The following is a 17335-nucleotide window of genomic DNA, read 5'->3' on the forward strand; positions in this document are numbered from 1 at the left end:
TAGATATCAGTCATCTTTTCCCCACCAGCCCAGGGTTTTATAGAGTTGCACAACATAGCGTTGAGCCGTGAACTCCTCTTGTCGCAACTGTTGCTCTATGTCGTACAGTGTACGTTGAGTTTCCAGAACGTAAAGGTAGCTGCCTGAACCTGCACCGTGCCGGGTTTTGGCAATCTCAGCGGCACGTTGTATGTGCACGCTGGCTTGTAGCAGGCGCTGTAGTTGCTTTTGGTGCTCAGTGATATTCAGGATGGCACTTTGTACCTCTTGCTGAGCCGTGAGTATGTGCTGTTGGTAGTCCACTAGGGCATAGTCACCATCAGCTTCGGCAGCACGTAATTGTGCTCGCGCCGAAGACACGTTCACCGCTGGCCACTGCAGCATTCCTTGGGCTGAATACGCTTGTGTGGCGGAGTTCAGCCCCTGCGTTCCCAACGAGAAAAAGCCCAAAAAACTACTGATGCTAAGGCGTGGGTACAAGTTGGCTGTCGCAGCGCCAATGTGGGCGGTAGAGGCTTGCAGTTGTGCCTCGGCACGACGCACATCAGGGCGTTGTTGAATCCACTCGTTAACCTGTGCAAGCGGTAGTGTTTTGACCTCAGGGGTAGAGCCTTGTTCAGGTTGTAGCGGTAGCGCTTCATCAGGTGCTATGCCTAGCAAGGTTTTTAGCGTGAGTAGCTGCTGCTGTACATTCAGCGCTAAGGCTTCATGCTCTTGGTATTGATGTTGCAAACGGGCTTGGGCATCTTCGCTGTCCTCAGGTAGTCCAGAGCCAGCGCGTTGTTCGGCTTGCAGTTGGGTGACGGTAGCGGTCCAGCTTTGTATTTGCTGTTCTTTGAGCGCTACCTGTTTTTGCAAATGACGGTACGAGAAGTAGGCATCTGCCACGGTAGCGGCAATAAGTTGCTGCATTTGTGTCACGTCGGCACTGGAGGCTTCTGCATTGGCTGCAGCCGCCTCACTTAAGCGTTGCAGCCTACCAAACAGGTCTATTTCCCATTGCACTTGCATGCCTAGCTGACGTGGTTCACCTACCTCGCGTCGGTTGGGGTCTATGCTGACCTGTTGGCTTTGCCGTGTTTGGCTAGCGCTGCCGGTGATTTGTGGCCAGCGCTCGCTGTCTTGCTGATCTAACAAGGCTCTGGCTTTGCGCAATCTGGCTTCGGCTTTACGTATGTCGTGATTAGACTGTAGCGCTTGTTGTATAAGGCGGTCTAATTGAGGGTCGTTAAACCAGCTCCACCAATGGGTACGAGGAAGCACATCAGAAAAGTCCTGATAAGGCAGTGCGGTTTCGGCCAACTGGTGGGTAACGGGGCGCTCATAATCTGGGCCCACAGCGCAGCCTGCAATCACAAGGCTGCTTGCAATCAGCGAAAGTAAAAAAGGTGTACGCAAAATCATGATTGGGCTGGTCCTTCTTCTAGATCAAACTGCTCCAGTTGCTGTTGTCGGGTGGTCCGACTTTTTTGGGTATGGTCTTTGGCCATCAGCAAGTAGAAAGAGGGCAGAATAAACAAGGTAAATAGCGTACCCAGCGCCATGCCTGTAATCAGTACAGCACCTAAGCCAAAGCGGCTATTGGCACCTGCGCCGCTGGCAAACAGCAACGGCAGTAGACCAAATACCATCGCCACGGTGGTCATGAGCACTGGGCGCAGGCGGATTTCAGCAGCGCGCAAAATAGCACTGCGTTTATCCAGTTGGGATTTGTGCTGTAACTCGTTCGCAAACTCCACCATCAGAATCCCGTGTTTGCTGATCAGGCCTATTAAGGTGACCAGACCAATCTGGGTATAGATGTTGAGCGATCCCAGTCCTAAGGCTAGTGGTAATAGCGCACCACATAACGATAAGGGCACCGTGACCAAAATGATGAGTGGGTCTACAAAGCTGCCATATTGGGCGGCTAATACGAGGTAGATAACAATCAGTGCGCCCATGAATGCAAACACTAGGGTGTTGCCTTCTTGTTTGAACTGTCTGGAGTCAGCAAGCCAGTCGTGGCTAAACTCAGCGGGCAATGCTGCCAGAGTGTCTTCCAAGAAGGACACAGCATCCCCCATGGCCACGCCGGGTGCCAAAATCGCTTGGAAGATGGCGGCGTTTTGCTGGTCAAACTGGCTTAACGAATTGGCAGTAACGCCAGACTCTAACGTCACGATGGTAGACAGCGGAATGGTATCGCCTGCTGCTGTGCGTATGCGGTGCAGCTTTAGGCTGTCGGGGCTTAAACGTTCGGCATGGTTGCCTTGCGGGATGATGTCGTAGGCACGACCTTGCATGGTGAAGCGACTGATGTAGTCTTCGCCCATTAACAAGGAAAGCGATTCACCGATGCTCTGCATGCTAATCCCCAAGCTATTGGCTTTAGCGCGATCTATGCGCAAGCGGGTAACGGGGTTGTTGTAGTCCAGATCGCTGTCTACGACGACAAACAAACCGCTTTTCCATGCTTGTGCCTTGATTTGATCCATGACCTCAAACAACTGTGGGTAATCTAGGGTGCTTTTCAGCACCATTTGCACGGGCAAACCACCGGTAGATCCGGGCAACGCAGGAAGTTGGAAAATGAAAATACTACTACCTTCTACATCGCTGACTTTAGCTTGCAGCTCTTGCTGAATTTCAGCGGCAATACGTTCACGATCCCCCCAAGAGCTGAGTTCTAAACCACCAAAGCTGGCGGCAGGGCCATCGGTACCGTTGATGATCCATGAGCCTCTGCCTTCGGGGATGGTGTTGAACACCTCCGTCAGTTGGCGAGAGAAGTGTTCGGCATAGTTGAGGTTGCTGTATTGCGGGGATTTCACCGCGCTTAACAAGTGAGCTTGATCCTCGGGTGGGGCCAGTTCACGTTGGGGCATGGTGTAGAGAAAGGGTAAGCTAATGAAAATAAGTGCCGCAAAAGCCAGTACTTTTTTGTGATGACGTAGCAAGACTTCGAGGGTGCTGTGATAGCGTCTACCCAGTGACGTAAAGAAGTGCTCAGCGAGTTGTGCGAGTTTGCCTTCTTGTTGCTGGCTGTTCAATAAGTACGAACTCATGACGGGCGACAGCGTTAAGGCCACCACGCCCGACACCAACACTGCACCAGCTAAGGTCAGTGCAAACTCACGGAAAAGTGCGCCTGTTAATCCGTCCATTAACCCAATGGGGGCGTATACAGCAGCCAGGGTTAAGGTCATGGCAATCACAGGCCCAGCCACTTCGCGTGTACCCAGTAAGGCGGCCACCACAGGGGATTTGCCTTCTAGAATATGACGGTGCACGTTTTCTACCACCACAATGGCGTCATCCACGACCAGCCCTACTGCCAGCACAATGGCAAGCAAGGTGAGCAAGTTAATGCTGAAGCCGAATACCAGCATGATGGATGCGGCCCCCAATATAGAGAGAGGGATGGTAGCGAGAGGTACTAGCACCGTACGTAACGAACCCAAGCACAGGTAAATCACGCCAATCACAATCAGCATGGCTTCCAGTAAGGTGCTCATCACCTCATCAATAGAGGCTTGGATGAAACGGGCAGTTTCAAATGCTAGAGCAACGTCGACGCCGGGTGGCAAGGTGTTGCGAATGGTGGGGATGAGTTGGCGTATGCCATCTACAATCACCAATGGGTTGCCGGTAGGGGTGGAAAACAAGCCTAAATATACAGCAGGCTTACTGTTCATGAGGCCGCTGCTATCAGTTGCGTTGGCAGCTAGCTCTACCGTACCTACATCACGTATGCGTATAGGGCCTTCGTCGTCGTGACGGATCACGAGGTCCTGAAACTCTGACACGCTACCTATATCCGTGTTCACCTGAATGTTAGAGAGCACATAGCGGCCCTTCACCTGTCCGGGGGCGGCAATGTAATGGTTGCTGCGTACGGCTTGGGCTACATCGTTGGCAGTAAGGTCACGGGCGGCTAACTTTTGCGTATCCAACCATAAACGCATGGACAACGTTTGCCCGCCATAGACTTGCACGTTTGACACGCCGTCAATGGTGGAAAAGAGCGGTTCTACTACCCTAGATAAATAATCTGTAAGTTCAGGGATAGGAAGCTCTGTACTAGAGAAGCCCACATAGGCTACGGCAGTGGCGTCACCTGAAGAACGCTCAATGACGGGGTCATAGGCTTGTTCGGGGAGTTTGTAGCGGATCTGGCTCACACGTGCCATGACTTCGGTTAGGGCTTTGTTAGAGTCATGGTTGAGGTTTAAGCGTATGGTGACGCGGCTTTGTCCTTGTACGGATGCGGACTGCACATAGTCAATGCCTTCAACAGACGATACGGCTTGTGTGATGGGCTGCGTAATATAGCCTTGCACCACATCAGAGGGCGCGCCTGGGTATTGGGTAGTGACCGTGATAGAGGCGTTTTCTAACAGCGGGTATTGGCGTATAGGCAGTTTGCCCAACGCTTGCAAACCCAGTAAGCAAATCAGCGCACTGACAACCACCGCCAGCACAGGGCGGCGAATAAAGAGATCGGTAAAAGTCATGGTGCTAGCCCTTGGTTATCTGAGAGCGCAAGGGTGTTCTGCGCTTTAACCTGAACGGGGGCTTGATCTTGCAGTTTGATTTGGCCCGATACCACGACGTGGTCTTCGGGTTGCAGGCCATGCAAAATTTCGGCTAAACCTTGCTCGCGTCGGCCTACCTCTACCGAGGTGCGTTTCGCTAAGGTGTCACCCGAATCAGCCGTTTGTATGGTGAAAAGCGTGTTGCCGTAGCTGGCGTAATTGATGGCCGTTTCAGGTACCCAGTAACTATTCCCCTCTTGTGGGATACGTACTTGAATGGTGGCAGAACTACCGGCGCGCGCAGGAGGGTTGGCAGTGGATAGCTCTGCCTGCACAGATACATTGCGTGAGCGATTGGTTAAGGGATCAATTGCGGTGATGGTAGCGTCGAAAATTTGATCGGGATGGGCATCGCTGCGTACGGTTAAGCTTTGGCCTAGGTTCAACTGGGCCGCACTTTTTTCATCTACCTGAAAGTTCACATAGACGGTGTCGTTATTGACGAGCGACACAATGCTATCGCCGGTGTGTAGGTATTGCCCGGGATGCACTTGGCGTACGCCTACTACACCAGCAAACGGCGCTTTGATCTGCTTCTTGGCGATGTGTGATTCCACTAAGCGTAATTCACCAGTACTCATATCCAAGGCTGCTTGGGCTTGTTCCAGTTGCTCGGCTGTGGCAACGCCTTGGCGGTTCAGGGTGCGAGTGCGTTGGTAGTGTTGTCTGGCCTGAGTGAGTTGGGCTTGCAGGCGTTGGCGCTCGGCTTGTTCGCTGGCGTCATTCAGTTGAACTAGGGGTTGGTCGGCTTTGACGCTACTGCCTGATTCCAGTAGCAGTTTAGTGATGCGGCCTTCGGTTTCTGCGGTCAAGATGACCTGTTGTGCGGCCTCAAGTTCTCCGGTGCTCACAATATCTACATACGCAGGTTTGACGGTGACTGATGCCACGGCAACTGGAGTAGGGGGATACTGATGGCCACCCTCAGAGGGCGCGCCGGGAAAATAATAATAGCCAAGTACACCTATAGCTAGCACGGTGATGCCAGCAAAGGGGAAAACTACTTTCTTGGACATTCTGTACTCCAATAAAAGGTAACAAGCGCATGCTGCCTTGTCTCTAGGGTTTAGTTGGAGGTACTATAAGACCTCAAGTTAACTTGAGGTCAAGCGATGAAAACCGCAAAAAAACAGGAAATACAACAGACTAGTGAGCGTTTTCTAACGGTTGGTGAAGTGGCAAATCGTAGTGGTGTTGCCGTCTCGGCTATACACTTTTATGAGAGCAAAGGCCTCGTACACAGCGAGCGTGGTGCGAATAATCACCGGCGCTTTCCTGCCGTCACGTTGCGTTATGTGGCGATTATTAAAGTGGCTCAACGGGCGGGTTTGTCGTTAGAAGAGATCACGCAAGCGTTTGGGCGTTTTCCGCATGGTAGCAAAGTGAAAGCCGAGGAATGGCACCAGTTGTCTGGGCAATGGCGAGAAGGGCTGAATGAGCGCATTGCGCGCTTGACCCGTTTGCGTGATGAGCTAGATAGCTGTATAGGGTGTGGGTGCTTGTCGCTAGAAAGCTGCCCCTTGCGTAACCCTTATGATGAACTGGGTAAGTTGGGGCCAGGCGCTCATATTCTGGAGCGCCCGGTACTAGACAAGCCTCGTGCGTGTTTAAATGCGGGAGATGGCGATCACGCCCAGCAGTAAGGCAGCAAAAAAGTAGGGTACGCTGGGGTTCCAGCTGTACAGCAATGTACCTGCTACGGGGCCTACTACCATGCCAAAGCCTTGGGCTGCCCCAATAGAGCCAGCGGCGGCACCTTGTTCGTGGGGTTCTACTGCATTAGAGGCCAATGCTGCAAAAGCTGGGAAAATGCAACCAGTCCCTACGGAAACCACTAAGAAACTGGTGGCTAACATCCCTGTGGAAAGTGAAACGGCAGCAGAAGCAAAGCCTAGCATGCCAATCACAGCGCCTGTGCGGATGAGTTTCTTGGGTGGCCAGTTCAGTTGGCGTACGGCAATTTGGGTCAAGATCAGGCCAATGCCTACCAAGGTGAGCGACGTGCCAGCGGCTTGCGCGGCTTCGGTAGGGTTTAGTCGTAATTGGTCTATCGCAAAAAAACCAATGGTAATTTGGGCAATGGCTACACATAGCATGGCTACAAACGCTACCGTCATGGGCCCACGTAATCGCGGATCGTGCAAGGCAATGGCGGCACGACTAGCGTGGGCTTGTGCGGCTTGCTTAGGCAGATAACGCCAGAGCATAAAGCTGGCAACTAACGGTAGAACAGCAATCAAGTACAACGGGGCAGCTAAACTGTGATGGGTAAGGCTGGCGGCTAACGCTGGGCCCAGCACTAAACCGGCGGCATTGGCAGCCCCCAATGCCGCTAACGTGGCGGTGCGTTGGGCGGGTTGTACATTATCGGCAACTAGCGCCTGGCCTACGGTGGGGATGGTGGCATAAAACGCCCCCGTGACACTGCGAGCAAGTAGCATGCCCAAGAAAATGAGCACGCTAGATGGCATAAATTGCAGCGACAAAATCAGCAGCGCGCACATGGCTAGGTTGCTCAGCAAAAAGCCATTTACACCTTGTAGTAGCACGGTGCGTCTACCATGGTGGTCGCTGCGTTTACCCCAAAGGCGGGCAGTGGCCATCCAGAGCACCCCCCCTGCGGTAGCGATGGTGCCTGCTTGCCACGGGGCCAAGCCTACTACGCTGGCGATAGGGCCTAGTACAGCGATGAAAGCCATCATGGTCATGCTGCACACCATGTTAGAAATCAACAGTGGTTTGAAATTGAATGCGGGAGAGGAGGGGGTAGAGCTCATGAAACGAGAATTACGAAATGGTAAGGGTGAGCGCAGCAGAAAAAGAGCTGGCCAGTAGGTGGGCAAGAGCAGGGTGTTGCTGAGGAGTTTGGTTGGAAATCAGCGTATCGGCTAAGCCATGCATGCTTTGAAACATCATAATGGCCATTTCTTGCGGGTGATTACAGTGCCATACACCTGCTGTTTGACCATCCAGTATGAGTTGTCGTAACTGATCAACGACCGGGTTGTTCTGCATTAAGGAGCGGCTGGCGGGGTGTATGTCATGAAAGAGCATATCGTGCAGCAGCTCTTGGTGGATTAAGCCGCTCAGGGCCGCGTCAAACCAGTGCAGTAAGCGTTGTGTCCAATCGCTATAAGGCTGTTGTAGTGCGTGCTTGGTGCGCAGGCAAAAGTCATCAATAAAGCGCTGTTGTAGCGCCATGAGCAAAATATCTTTAGAGCCGAAGTGAACGTAGAAGGTCCCTTTGGCGACATCGGCAGCGGCAACAATATCATCCACACTGGTGTGTTGTATGCCTTTTTCCAAGAATAAAGATTGTGCCGCATTCATTAGCTCCAGACGGCGCTCTTTGGGGGCACGGCGTCTGGGGCGTGATGGCGGCGTAGAAGCGAGTGTCATGAACGAACAGCGGTTTGCAAGGCAGTTAGTGTCTGCATGAGTGTGTCAGATTTTGGCAAATGTTGCTGGAATACTTGTTGTTCTAGCCATGCGATAGAGGCAGGCGTATCAGCGAAGGTTTGGGCGGGTACGCCAAACAGTTTCTCGGCATTCATTTTGCTCAGTTTAGGGTATTGCGCCTCAGGCACGACAGTGGCCATCCCCATCATTTTTTCACGGATACTAGCTCCCCATTGCTGCAACCAAAGCTTGGACTGCTGGGCAGAGCCTTCGGGGTGAGTCAGTGAGCCTTCGTCCATAAACACACGCAGTGTGGCAAAGCGCTGATCTTGTTGCAGCCATTCTGCCCATTGTGCAAAGAAGGCTTCATATTCTTCTGTGCTAGCTGGGCCAGAGGCTACGGTGATCACTAAAGGCCAGTGGGACAGATCGTTTTTAAGCATAGTACACTCCTGTTAAATAGTATTGAGAATGATAATGACTAACAGTCGGTAACGCAAGTAGTGTGATGAATCAAAAAATTACTTAATGAGTATCATTCCTGTCTCTAAAGACTGCTTATAATGCTGGGATAAGCCTAAAAAGGAATAATGATGAAAATGAGAACAGTTTCACTGATGATCGGTTTGATGATGGCCTGCTCAGGCGTGCAAGCTGAAGAGGCTGTCAAAATCGGTTTTATGAGTGAATTGTCGGGGCCTCAGGCTGCATTGGGCCAAGACAAACTTGATGCCCTCATGATGCTAATAGAGCAAAATGACGGCAAGCTGGGTGGTGTACCCGTTGAGGTAATCAAGCGTGATACACAGTTGAAGCCAGAGGTTGCAAACCAAATTGCTGATGAGCTGATTGAGAAAGAAAAAGTAGCCATCGTGACCGGTTTTTCGTTTACGAACACCATGATGGCGGTAGCAAAGAAATTCGCCGATGCGGATGTCATTGTGATGAGTGCTAGCGCAGGTCCAGCACCTTTGGCGGGTGAGCAGTGCGATCCCAATGTGTTTGTCATGAGCAAACAGAATGATCAGTTTGCTGAAACCATGGGTGTGTATGCCAAAAACCAAGGCTATGAGCGTGTGATCACGCTGGCACCTAACTATCAAGCAGGTAAAGATTTTGTGCGCGGCTTTAAAGTAGCGTACGCCACTGAACTGCAAGATGAAATCTACACGCCCTTGAATCAGCTGGACTTCTCTACGGAAATCTCTCGCATCATGGCTGAGCAACCCGATGCCGTGTATGTGTTTTATCCCGGCGGTTTAGGGGTGAGCTTTGTACGTGCCTATCAGCAATCGGGCTTACTTGGCCGCATTCCACTGATGAGTGTATCTACTGTGGATGGCACCACCTTGCCAGCATTGAAAGGTTCTGCCGTGGGTGTGCTGAGTGCATCCGACTGGGGCCCAGACTTGGATAACGCCGTTAATCATCAGTTCGTACAAGACTTTACTGAGAAGTATGGCCGTATTCCTTCTGAGTATGCGGCGCAATCTTACGATGCGGCGAGATTGCTGGATTCTGCACTGCGAAAAGTAGAAGGCAATGTAGAAGATACCGAGGCGTTGCAAGCGGCGATCAAAGCAGCTGATTTTGAGTCGGTGCGTGGTAAGTTCAGATTCAACACCAACAACTACCCTATACAAGATTTCTATGTCTTTGAGGTAGTTAATCAAGACGGTGACACAACGCTGAAAACCGTGACCAAAACCTTGACGGATGCCAAGGATAGTTATTACCAGGCGTGCCCGATGCAGTGATGTTTTGGAATCTCTTTTTTTCGCAACTGCTCAACGGCGTACAGTTGGGCATGTTGCTGTTTCTTTTTGCTGCTGGTTTGACCCTAGTGTTGGGGATCATGAATTTCGTGAACCTCAGCCACGGGTCTTTCTACATGATGGGTGCCTACTTTTCGGCCACCACCTTTGCACACACGGACTCATTCGTCTTGGCTGGGTTGGCTGGTGTGGGTGGAACCATGCTGTTGGCGATGGCGCTAGAGTTCGTCGCGCTGCGACGTTTGTATGCGCGTGAGCACTTGGATCAAGTGCTGGCCACGTTGGGGCTAATCCTGTTTTTCAATGAAACCGCTCGCATGATCTGGGGCGCACAGCCCTTTTTTGCTAGCGTGCCAGAGTGGGCCAATGGTGCTGTCAGTATTTTTGGCATGTTCTACCCCATTTATCGCTTGTTGATTATTGCGATGGGGTTGGCGGTAGCGGTACTGATTTACTGGCTTATACACCGCACCAAGGTCGGTATGTTGGTGCGCGCCAGTTCTACGCATGTGGACATTGTTTCAGCGCTGGGTGTGAATGCCAAGCTGTTGAATACGCTGCTATTCAGTGTGGGAGCAGGGTTGGCAGCATTGGCAGGGTGGTTGGTGGGGCCTATTGTGTCCGTGCAATCCGGCATGGGTGATAACGTGCTGATTTTGGCCCTGGTGGTAATTGTGATTGGTGGCATAGGGTCCATACGTGGTGCATTTTATGCAGCCTTGATTATCGGCATTGTGGATACGATGGGTCGTGCTTATATGGCCCAAATCCTGCGTGGTTTCTTAGAACGCAGTGTGGCTGATGCGGCTGGGCCAGCGTTAGCGTCCATGTTGATTTATTTGTTTATGGCTATTGTGCTCGCGTTTAAACCGCATGGCCTGTTTCCGGTCAAGCGTTAAGGGTCTCCATCATGACATCATCTTCGCGAGACAAACCGTGCCAATGCGGCACTCTTTTTGGGTTGTTTCCTGAATCTATACAGTGGCGCTCTGTGCGCACTATTGCTGCGGTGTTGCTGATTGCGTTGTTGTTGGTGGTGCCGGTGTTATCGCAGTGGTTGGGGCAGAGTTTTTACTTGACCTTAGCAACACGTATTGTGATTTTTGCAATTGTGGCCAGTGGGCTAAACCTGATTTTAGGTTTTGGTGGACTGGTGAGCATGGGGCACGGCATGTTCGTGGGTATAGGTGCTTACGTGGTGGGCATCAGTAGTTTCCACGGCATGCAAGACGGCTGGGTGCAACTGGGTTTGGCGGTGCTGATCACCATAGGGGTATCGGCGGTAACGGGGCTAGTGTCTTTGCGCACACGCGGTATAGGGTTCATCATGATTACCCTAGCGTTTGGGCAAATGTTCTATTTCCTCTTTGTCAGCCTTAAGCAGTACGGTGGTGATGATGGGCTGCCTATAGAGCAACGTAGCCAGTTCGCATTCTTGCCTGATTTGAATGACAAAATAACACTGTATTACGTCACCGTCGCCGTGCTGTTGATCGTGATGTGGTTGATTTGGCGTGTGGTACACAGCCGCTTTGGCTATGTGTTGCGAGGTTTTCAAGCCAATGAGCAGCGCATGGTGGCAGCAGGGTATCCGCGTTTGCGCTATCAGTTATCGGCCTATGTGGCATCAGCCGTGATTTGTGCCATAGCTGGAGTGCTGTTGGCCAATTTAACGCTGTTTGCCTCGCCGTCGTATTTGTCGTGGCAAGCGTCGGGTGATTATGTGTTGATGATTGTGTTGGGCGGCATGGGAACGGTTATGGGGCCACTGTTAGGTACGACGGTGTTCTTGTTATTAGAAGAAGCATTATCCGGCATGACGCAGCACTGGATGGCTTGGATAGGATTATTTATCTTCCTGATTGCGCTGTTTTCCCGTAAGGGCTTGTGGGGGGCATTGATAGGGCTGTCCTCTAAAGGGGCAAAGCCATGACTGCGCTACTCACTGTACAAGGTCTGCAGAAACGTTTTGGTGGCTTGGTGGCCACTGATAATGTGTCGTTGGACATTAAGGCGGGCGAGTGCCATGCACTGATAGGCCCTAATGGCGCTGGCAAAACAACCTTGATGGGTCTGTTGGTGGGCGAGCTTAAGCCTGATGCGGGCACTATACATTTCCAAGGTAATGACATTACCGCATTAGCGGTACATCAGCGATCCTTGCAAGGTATTGCACGTTCGTACCAAATTACGCAGTTGCTCAAAGGCTTTAGTGTGCTGGAAAACGTCATGATGATGATTCTGGCGCGTACCGGCTCGGCGTGGCAGGTGTTTAAGCCGGTAAGAACAAATCAGGCAGTGAGCGATGAAGCCATGGTTGCCTTGCAGCAAGTGGGGCTGGCCCAGCGCGCGCATGATGATGTGATGGCCTTAGCGCATGGTGAGCATAGACAGTTAGAGCTAGCAATGGCACTGGCTATGAAACCAACACTATTGCTGTTAGATGAGCCTTTAGCGGGGATGAGCCGTTCAGAATCCCAGCAAATGATCGCCTTGTTGCAAGCGTTAAAAGCGCAGTACAGCATCTTAATGGTAGAGCACGACATGGAAGCGGTATTCCAGTTGGCGGATCGTATTTCTGTATTGGTGTATGGCCGTATTATTGCCTGCGATAGCCCACAAGCCATACGTCAGAACGAGGCGGTGAACCGTGCTTATTTGGGTGATGAGGAGTAACGCATGGCGACATTGTTGACGGTGGATGATGCGCAAGCTAGCTACGGTAGTAGTCAGGTGCTGCACGGTGTGAGCTTGGGCCTAGCAGAGGGTGAGGTGCTTACCTTATTAGGCCGTAATGGCATGGGTAAAAGTACGCTGCTGAAATGCATTATGGGCTTACTGCCGCTGCGAAAGGGGGCTATTCATTTTTTGGGCAAACACACTCACAAACTCGCTGCCTTTGAGGTGGCGCGATTGGGGGTGGGGTATGTGCCAGAAGGCAGGCAGATTTTTCCTACCTTGAATGTTGAAGAAAACCTAGTGGCTACGGCGGCGAATAGGCACGACACACAGCCAGCGTTTGACCTAGAACGTATCTACGATTTTTTTCCACGTTTGAAAGAACGCCGCAGCAACATGGGCAACCAGTTGTCAGGTGGTGAGCAGCAAATGCTGGCGATTGGACGGGCATTGATGACCAATCCTAAGCTCTTGATCTTGGATGAGGCGACCGAGGGCTTAGCCCCGTTGGTGCGTGCTGAGATCTGGCGAGTGTTAGGCGAGTTAAAGCAAACAGGGTTGGCGATGATTATCGTGGATAAGAATCTAAAACCGCTGTTAGAACTGGCGAATCAGCACGTGGTGCTAGAAAAAGGACATGTGGTGTGGTCCGGAAACAGCCAGGCCCTGCAAGAAAACAGGGCCATAGTGGAACAATACTTAGGTGTATAGTGCCAAAAAGATAATAAAAAGCCTGAACTCAGTTCAGGCTTTTTTTGTATGCGTCATGTGAGCGTTACTCGTCAATCTCTTCGCCTAGCAGAGCTATACGTGCTTTTTGGGCTTCGCGAATGTGTAAGGCAGCGGCATCGCTTGCGGCTTGGCTATCGCGAGCAATAATGGCGCTGATGATATTACGGTGCTCTTGGATGACTTGTTGGGCACGGCCCTCTACTTCAAAAGTGGTTTTGCCTAACAAAATCATAGAGTCGCGGATGGAGTTTAGCGATTTCAACAAATAGCGATTGTGTGCGGCATAAGCGAGCGCATGGTGGAAAATGCGGTTGTGACGCGCTTGCTCAGCAGGGGTGGTCGCGGCCTCGTAGCGTTTCATGATCTCGTTGAGGGAATAGATCTCGGCATCGCTGGCATGCTTAGCGGCTAAACCTGCTGCAGTGCTTTCTAACACCACGCGCATATCATAAAGCTCCATCACTTCTTGATAGCCCAAACGGGTGATTTGCATACCGCTATACGGCGCACTGGTAAGTAGGCCAGCTGTTTCTAAGCGCCGTAGTGCCTCGCGTACAGGTGTGCGGCTTATTTTGAGCCACGTAGCAATTTCTAGCTCGGTAATGCGGTGGCCGGGTTTGAGTGCGCCTTCGCGTATACCATCTAGAATTTTTTGATAAGCCCGTTCAGATCTGGAGGTGCGATCATCTGATGGATCGTGTGAATCGGTCATGGGGGAAGCGGCTGACGCAGTCATGTATCAAATAGCCCAGAGGGCTTTATGGTGTAGTCAGGCTATTGTAGGGGGCTTACCCTTAAAAGCAAAAGCGAAGCCTAACGCAACAGCAGCACGACCGCCACAACGGTGCATACGATGGCAAAAAGGCGTTGCCACAGCGAGGCAGGAATACGCGGTGCAATGAGGCGACCGCCCACCATCCCCATAATCGTGCACCAAATAAAGAGCCATTGTGGGGCGGTGATGGATAGCCCGTTGGCGAATGCGGTCACCACAGTGGTGGCAGAAACCAGAGCAATCACCATCAAGGATGTGGGGACGATGTTATCCATCTTGGCGGTGCTGAAGTACGCCAAGGCAGGAACAATAATGAACCCGCCTCCAATACCCAGTAAGCCAGTCAAAAAGCCAGAGACAGCGCCTATGCCAATCAACGTGATTGCAGTGGCGGGTGTCCAGATGAATTTACCGTTGTGGGGCGAGAGCGTACAGGTTTTGTGTGGCAGTGCCCCAGTGTCATTCATGGGTAAGGATTGTTGTTGCGTAGATTGATGCCACATGCGCAACGCCACCAGAAACAGCACGATAGCAAAGCAAAGATTTAACCAGTTTGGGTTCGTGACGTGTGCCGTCTTTAAACCCAAGGGGGAGGTTAACCCTCCGGATACAGCCATGAGTAGGGCTGCTTTGTAGCGTACATTACCTTGACTTAGGGCTTGTAAAGCGCCCACTAATGCTGCAGCACCTACGGCGATTAATGCGATGGGAGCCGCTTGGGGGAGTGTTAAGCCTAGACCAAAAATCAGGGCGGGTACGGCTAAGATGCCACCGCCTGCGCCGGTTAAGCCCAGCGAAAGGCCAATAATCAGCCCTAAAAGAATAGCCCACATATTCTAAATTTCTAAAAGAAATAAACTTATATTAAAAAATAATATGATAAGTGATGGACTGCTGTTTGGCGAGGGCGGATAGCAGTCATTTCAATGCTTTGCGGGATGGCAGGAAAGAAAAACTGCAAAAACAACATTAGGGCCGAAAAGGTCAACATGATTCGTCGTGAGTGGTAACGACAAAAAACAGCTAGGGGTTTGCCCTTGTATTTGGATATTAGGTTCCACAATCGCTGGAATTTTTTTTGACCATATGCTTTCATATAAAAAAGTAACTTTCATTCATAAATCTTTGTTTAGAAGTAAATGAAATTTGCAGCGCGCTTAGAGAAATGGAATGGGTGCTTCAAACAGGCTCTAAGCAGTGGTGGTTGTGGTTCGTATTAATCGTCAGGATGAAGTAAGTAATGACAAAAATTACCTCAATGGAAGTGCGGGATATCCGCTTCCCTACGTCAGACAATCTGGATGGTTCTGATGCCATGAATTTAGATCCAGATTACTCGGCGGCCTATGTGGTACTACATACCGATACGGCTGGATTAGAAGGTCATGGGCTGACCTTTACTATTGGCCGCGGTAACGATATTTGTTGTGCTGCAATCAGGGCTATGGAGCATCTGGTAGTAGGGCTGGATTTAGCATGGGTGGCAGAAGACATGGGGCGCTTTTGGCGTCATATCACCAGCGACAGCCAATTGCGTTGGATTGGCCCGGATAAAGGGGCGATTCATTTGGCGACGGGGGCTGTGGTCAATGCCATGTGGGATCTATGGGCGAAATCCGAAGGCAAGCCTGTATGGCGCTTAGTGGCGGATATGAGCCCCGAAGAAATTGTCAAACTCATTGACTTCCGCTACATCACCGACTGCATTACGCCAGAAGAAGCGCTAGAGCTGTTACGTAGTCGTGGTCAAGGCAAAGCTGAGCGCATTGCTGACTTGGAACAAAATGGTTACCCCTGCTACACCACGTCAGCGGGGTGGTTGGGCTATGACGACGAAAAGTTGCGTCGCTTGGCGCAAGAGGCTGTAGATGCCGGTTTTGACTATGTGAAATTGAAAGTAGGGCGCGATCTGGAGGACGATAAACGTCGTCTGCGTATTGCTCGTGAAGTGCTGGGTGAGCGCAACTTAATGATTGATGCCAATCAGGTGTGGGAAGTGAACCAAGCTATTGATTGGCTGGATCAATTGGCCTTTGCTAAACCGTGGTTCATTGAAGAGCCTACTAGCCCAGATGACATAGCAGGTCATCGAAAAATTCGTGAAGCCATGAAAGGAAAAATGCAGGTGGCGACGGGTGAAATGTGCCAGAACCGCATCATGTTCAAGCAGTTGATTATGGAAGGTGCGATTGATGTGGTGCAAATTGATGCCTGCCGTTTGGGTGGTGTTAACGAGGTGTTAGCCGTGATGTTGATGGCGGCCAAATACAACCTGAAAGTATGTCCGCATGCTGGCGGAGTAGGGTTGTGTGAGTACGTGCAGCACTTGTCCATGATCGACTATGTGTGCATTGCCGGTACCAAAGAGGGACGTGTGATCGAGTTTGTGGATCATTTGCATGAGCATTTTGTGGACCCTTGCCGCATTAAGAATGCTGCCTATGTGGCACCCACCATGCCAGGGTATTCCATTGAAATGAAACGCACTTCTATTGATCAGTATGAGTTTAAAGGCTAAGTAGGAGTTGCAACGTGAGAATAGACGCGCATCAGCATTTTTGGTCTTTTGATCCTGTTCAGTTTCCGTGGATTAGTACAGAGATGACTGTGTTAAGGCGCGACTATCACGTTGCTCAAGCTGTTGCATTACTGGATGCGCATGGTTTTGATAGTGTGGTTGCCGTGCAGGCTCGTGCTGACTGGAAGGAGAATGAGTGGTTGCTTGCAGTTGCTAAGCAGTCCTCACGTGTCGCAGGCGTAGTGGGATGGGCTGACTTGTGCCATGACGCCGCGCATGCCAAGTTGGACGAGTTCTTAAGCCAGCCTGAGAGTGTGGGGGTAAGAGCCATGCTGCAAGACATGGCTGATCCTGCATTGGTGCTTCAGAGCAGTATTTTCAATGATTACGTTAAGCAGATTCAACAGCACAGACAGGTTTATGAGTTGTTGCTGCGTCACGATCAGCTAGAAGGAGCGATCGCTTTTAGCCAAAAAAATGACCGCCATATGTTGGTGGTAGACCATCTGGCTAAACCAGATTATCAAGCTGGCTTAGCGTCAGAGCAAGGCCTTCGGTGGCAGCAATATTTTCACCAGTTGGGTAATTTGCCGCATGTTTATGTGAAGGTCTCCGGCTTGTTGACGGAGGTGGATGCGTCGACGCTTGAACGCACAGAGCATATTGATGCGCTTTTTCATCCGTTTTTGGATGTGGCACTAGAGTGTTTCGGGGCGCAGCGATTGGTGTTTGGTAGTGATTGGCCTGTAGCGCATTTATGTGGTGATTATGACGTTGGACTGGGCGTGATTGAACGCTGGGCGAAAGCGCGGTTGTCTATAACGGAGGCTGAACAGTTGTTTGGCGGCAATGCGCAGCGTCTTTATTCAAGGTAGGGCAA

Annotated in this window: 16 protein-coding genes; 8 read left to right on the plus strand and 8 right to left on the minus strand. The window is 51.1% G+C overall.

The genetic code is table 11. The features are described from left to right. Positions 1-6 precede the first annotated feature (6 nt). From ACLPHM_RS00165 to ACLPHM_RS00175, 3 genes are read right to left on the minus strand one after another with little or no spacing between them, the layout of a single operon-like run. Entirely contained in the window at positions 7-1404 is a 1398-nt protein-coding gene (locus ACLPHM_RS00165) for an efflux transporter outer membrane subunit (protein ID WP_430219277.1), read from the minus strand. Next, positions 1401-4496, minus strand: a complete 3096-nt coding sequence (locus ACLPHM_RS00170) for a MexW/MexI family multidrug efflux RND transporter permease subunit (RefSeq protein ID WP_430219278.1) — start codon at positions 4494-4496, stop codon at positions 1401-1403. Before ACLPHM_RS00170 ends, ACLPHM_RS00165 begins: the two co-directional genes overlap by 4 nt. Next, positions 4493-5593 (minus strand): efflux RND transporter periplasmic adaptor subunit, encoded by a 1101-nt coding sequence (locus ACLPHM_RS00175; RefSeq protein WP_430219279.1) that lies wholly within the window; start codon positions 5591-5593, stop codon positions 4493-4495. Before ACLPHM_RS00175 ends, ACLPHM_RS00170 begins: the two co-directional genes overlap by 4 nt. Positions 5594-5689: 96 nt before the next feature. Here ACLPHM_RS00175 and soxR point away from each other — a divergent pair, with 96 nt between their 5' ends. Then, positions 5690-6220, plus strand: coding sequence for a redox-sensitive transcriptional activator SoxR (gene soxR, locus ACLPHM_RS00180; RefSeq protein WP_430219280.1), 531 nt, complete (start codon positions 5690-5692; stop codon positions 6218-6220). Here the strand turns inward: soxR and ACLPHM_RS00185 are convergent. Genes ACLPHM_RS00185 through ACLPHM_RS00195 form a run of 3 tightly spaced genes read right to left on the minus strand, consistent with a single transcriptional unit; the run spans position 6185 to position 8419 of the window. Next, positions 6185-7354 carry an MFS transporter gene (locus ACLPHM_RS00185; RefSeq protein ID WP_430219281.1) on the minus strand — a complete coding sequence of 390 codons (1170 nt, stop codon included), beginning with the start codon at positions 7352-7354 and terminating at the stop codon, positions 6185-6187. The two genes, soxR and ACLPHM_RS00185, sit on opposite strands and share 36 nt — an antisense overlap. A gap of 10 nt (positions 7355-7364) precedes the next feature. Next, entirely contained in the window at positions 7365-7976 is a 612-nt protein-coding gene (locus ACLPHM_RS00190; RefSeq protein ID WP_430219282.1) for a TetR/AcrR family transcriptional regulator, read from the minus strand. Continuing rightward, on the minus strand, positions 7973-8419 hold the full coding sequence (locus tag ACLPHM_RS00195) for a hypothetical protein (protein ID WP_430219283.1): 447 nt from the start codon (positions 8417-8419) through the stop codon (positions 7973-7975). Before ACLPHM_RS00195 ends, ACLPHM_RS00190 begins: the two co-directional genes overlap by 4 nt. A 156-nt stretch (positions 8420-8575) precedes the next feature. On the opposite strand from ACLPHM_RS00195, the gene ACLPHM_RS00200 reads away from it, so the two are divergent. The 5 genes from ACLPHM_RS00200 to ACLPHM_RS00220 are packed head-to-tail and all read left to right on the plus strand — an operon-like array spanning position 8576 to position 13141. Further along, positions 8576-9733, plus strand: a complete 1158-nt coding sequence (locus ACLPHM_RS00200) for an ABC transporter substrate-binding protein (protein ID WP_430219284.1) — start codon at positions 8576-8578, stop codon at positions 9731-9733. Next, the gene (locus ACLPHM_RS00205; protein WP_135865530.1) at positions 9733-10650 is read left to right on the plus strand and encodes a branched-chain amino acid ABC transporter permease; all 918 of its coding nucleotides are present in this window, start codon (positions 9733-9735) and stop codon (positions 10648-10650) included. The genes ACLPHM_RS00200 and ACLPHM_RS00205 overlap by 1 nt, the downstream gene beginning before the upstream one ends. 11 nt (positions 10651-10661) lie before the next feature. Continuing rightward, a complete protein-coding gene (locus tag ACLPHM_RS00210; RefSeq protein WP_430219285.1) occupies positions 10662-11684 on the plus strand; it encodes a branched-chain amino acid ABC transporter permease in 1023 nt (340 codons plus the stop codon). After that, positions 11681-12427 (plus strand): ABC transporter ATP-binding protein, encoded by a 747-nt coding sequence (locus ACLPHM_RS00215; protein ID WP_430219286.1) that lies wholly within the window; start codon positions 11681-11683, stop codon positions 12425-12427. Before ACLPHM_RS00210 ends, ACLPHM_RS00215 begins: the two co-directional genes overlap by 4 nt. A gap of 3 nt (positions 12428-12430) precedes the next feature. Further along, positions 12431-13141 carry an ABC transporter ATP-binding protein gene (locus ACLPHM_RS00220; protein WP_430219287.1) on the plus strand — a complete coding sequence of 237 codons (711 nt, stop codon included), beginning with the start codon at positions 12431-12433 and terminating at the stop codon, positions 13139-13141. A gap of 64 nt (positions 13142-13205) precedes the next feature. Here the strand turns inward: ACLPHM_RS00220 and ACLPHM_RS00225 are convergent, their stop codons facing one another. Both ACLPHM_RS00225 and ACLPHM_RS00230 read right to left on the minus strand, forming a co-directional pair. Beyond that, entirely contained in the window at positions 13206-13874 is a 669-nt protein-coding gene (locus ACLPHM_RS00225; protein ID WP_430219288.1) for a GntR family transcriptional regulator, read from the minus strand. 101 nt (positions 13875-13975) lie between these two features. Continuing rightward, positions 13976-14770, minus strand: a complete 795-nt coding sequence (locus tag ACLPHM_RS00230; protein WP_430219289.1) for a sulfite exporter TauE/SafE family protein — start codon at positions 14768-14770, stop codon at positions 13976-13978. Between the two features lie 407 nt (positions 14771-15177). Between ACLPHM_RS00230 and ACLPHM_RS00235 the strand changes: the two genes are divergently transcribed. Then, the gene (locus ACLPHM_RS00235; RefSeq protein ID WP_430219290.1) at positions 15178-16455 is read left to right on the plus strand and encodes an L-fuconate dehydratase; all 1278 of its coding nucleotides are present in this window, start codon (positions 15178-15180) and stop codon (positions 16453-16455) included. A 14-nt stretch (positions 16456-16469) separates the two neighbouring features. Beyond that, complete coding sequence (locus ACLPHM_RS00240; protein WP_430219291.1) at positions 16470-17330, plus strand: amidohydrolase family protein; 861 nt, start codon at positions 16470-16472, stop codon at positions 17328-17330. The last annotated feature ends 5 nt before the right edge of the window (positions 17331-17335 follow it).

The organism is Paenalcaligenes sp. Me131 (assembly GCF_050487225.1).
GTDB lineage: Bacteria > Pseudomonadota > Gammaproteobacteria > Burkholderiales > Burkholderiaceae_B > Paenalcaligenes.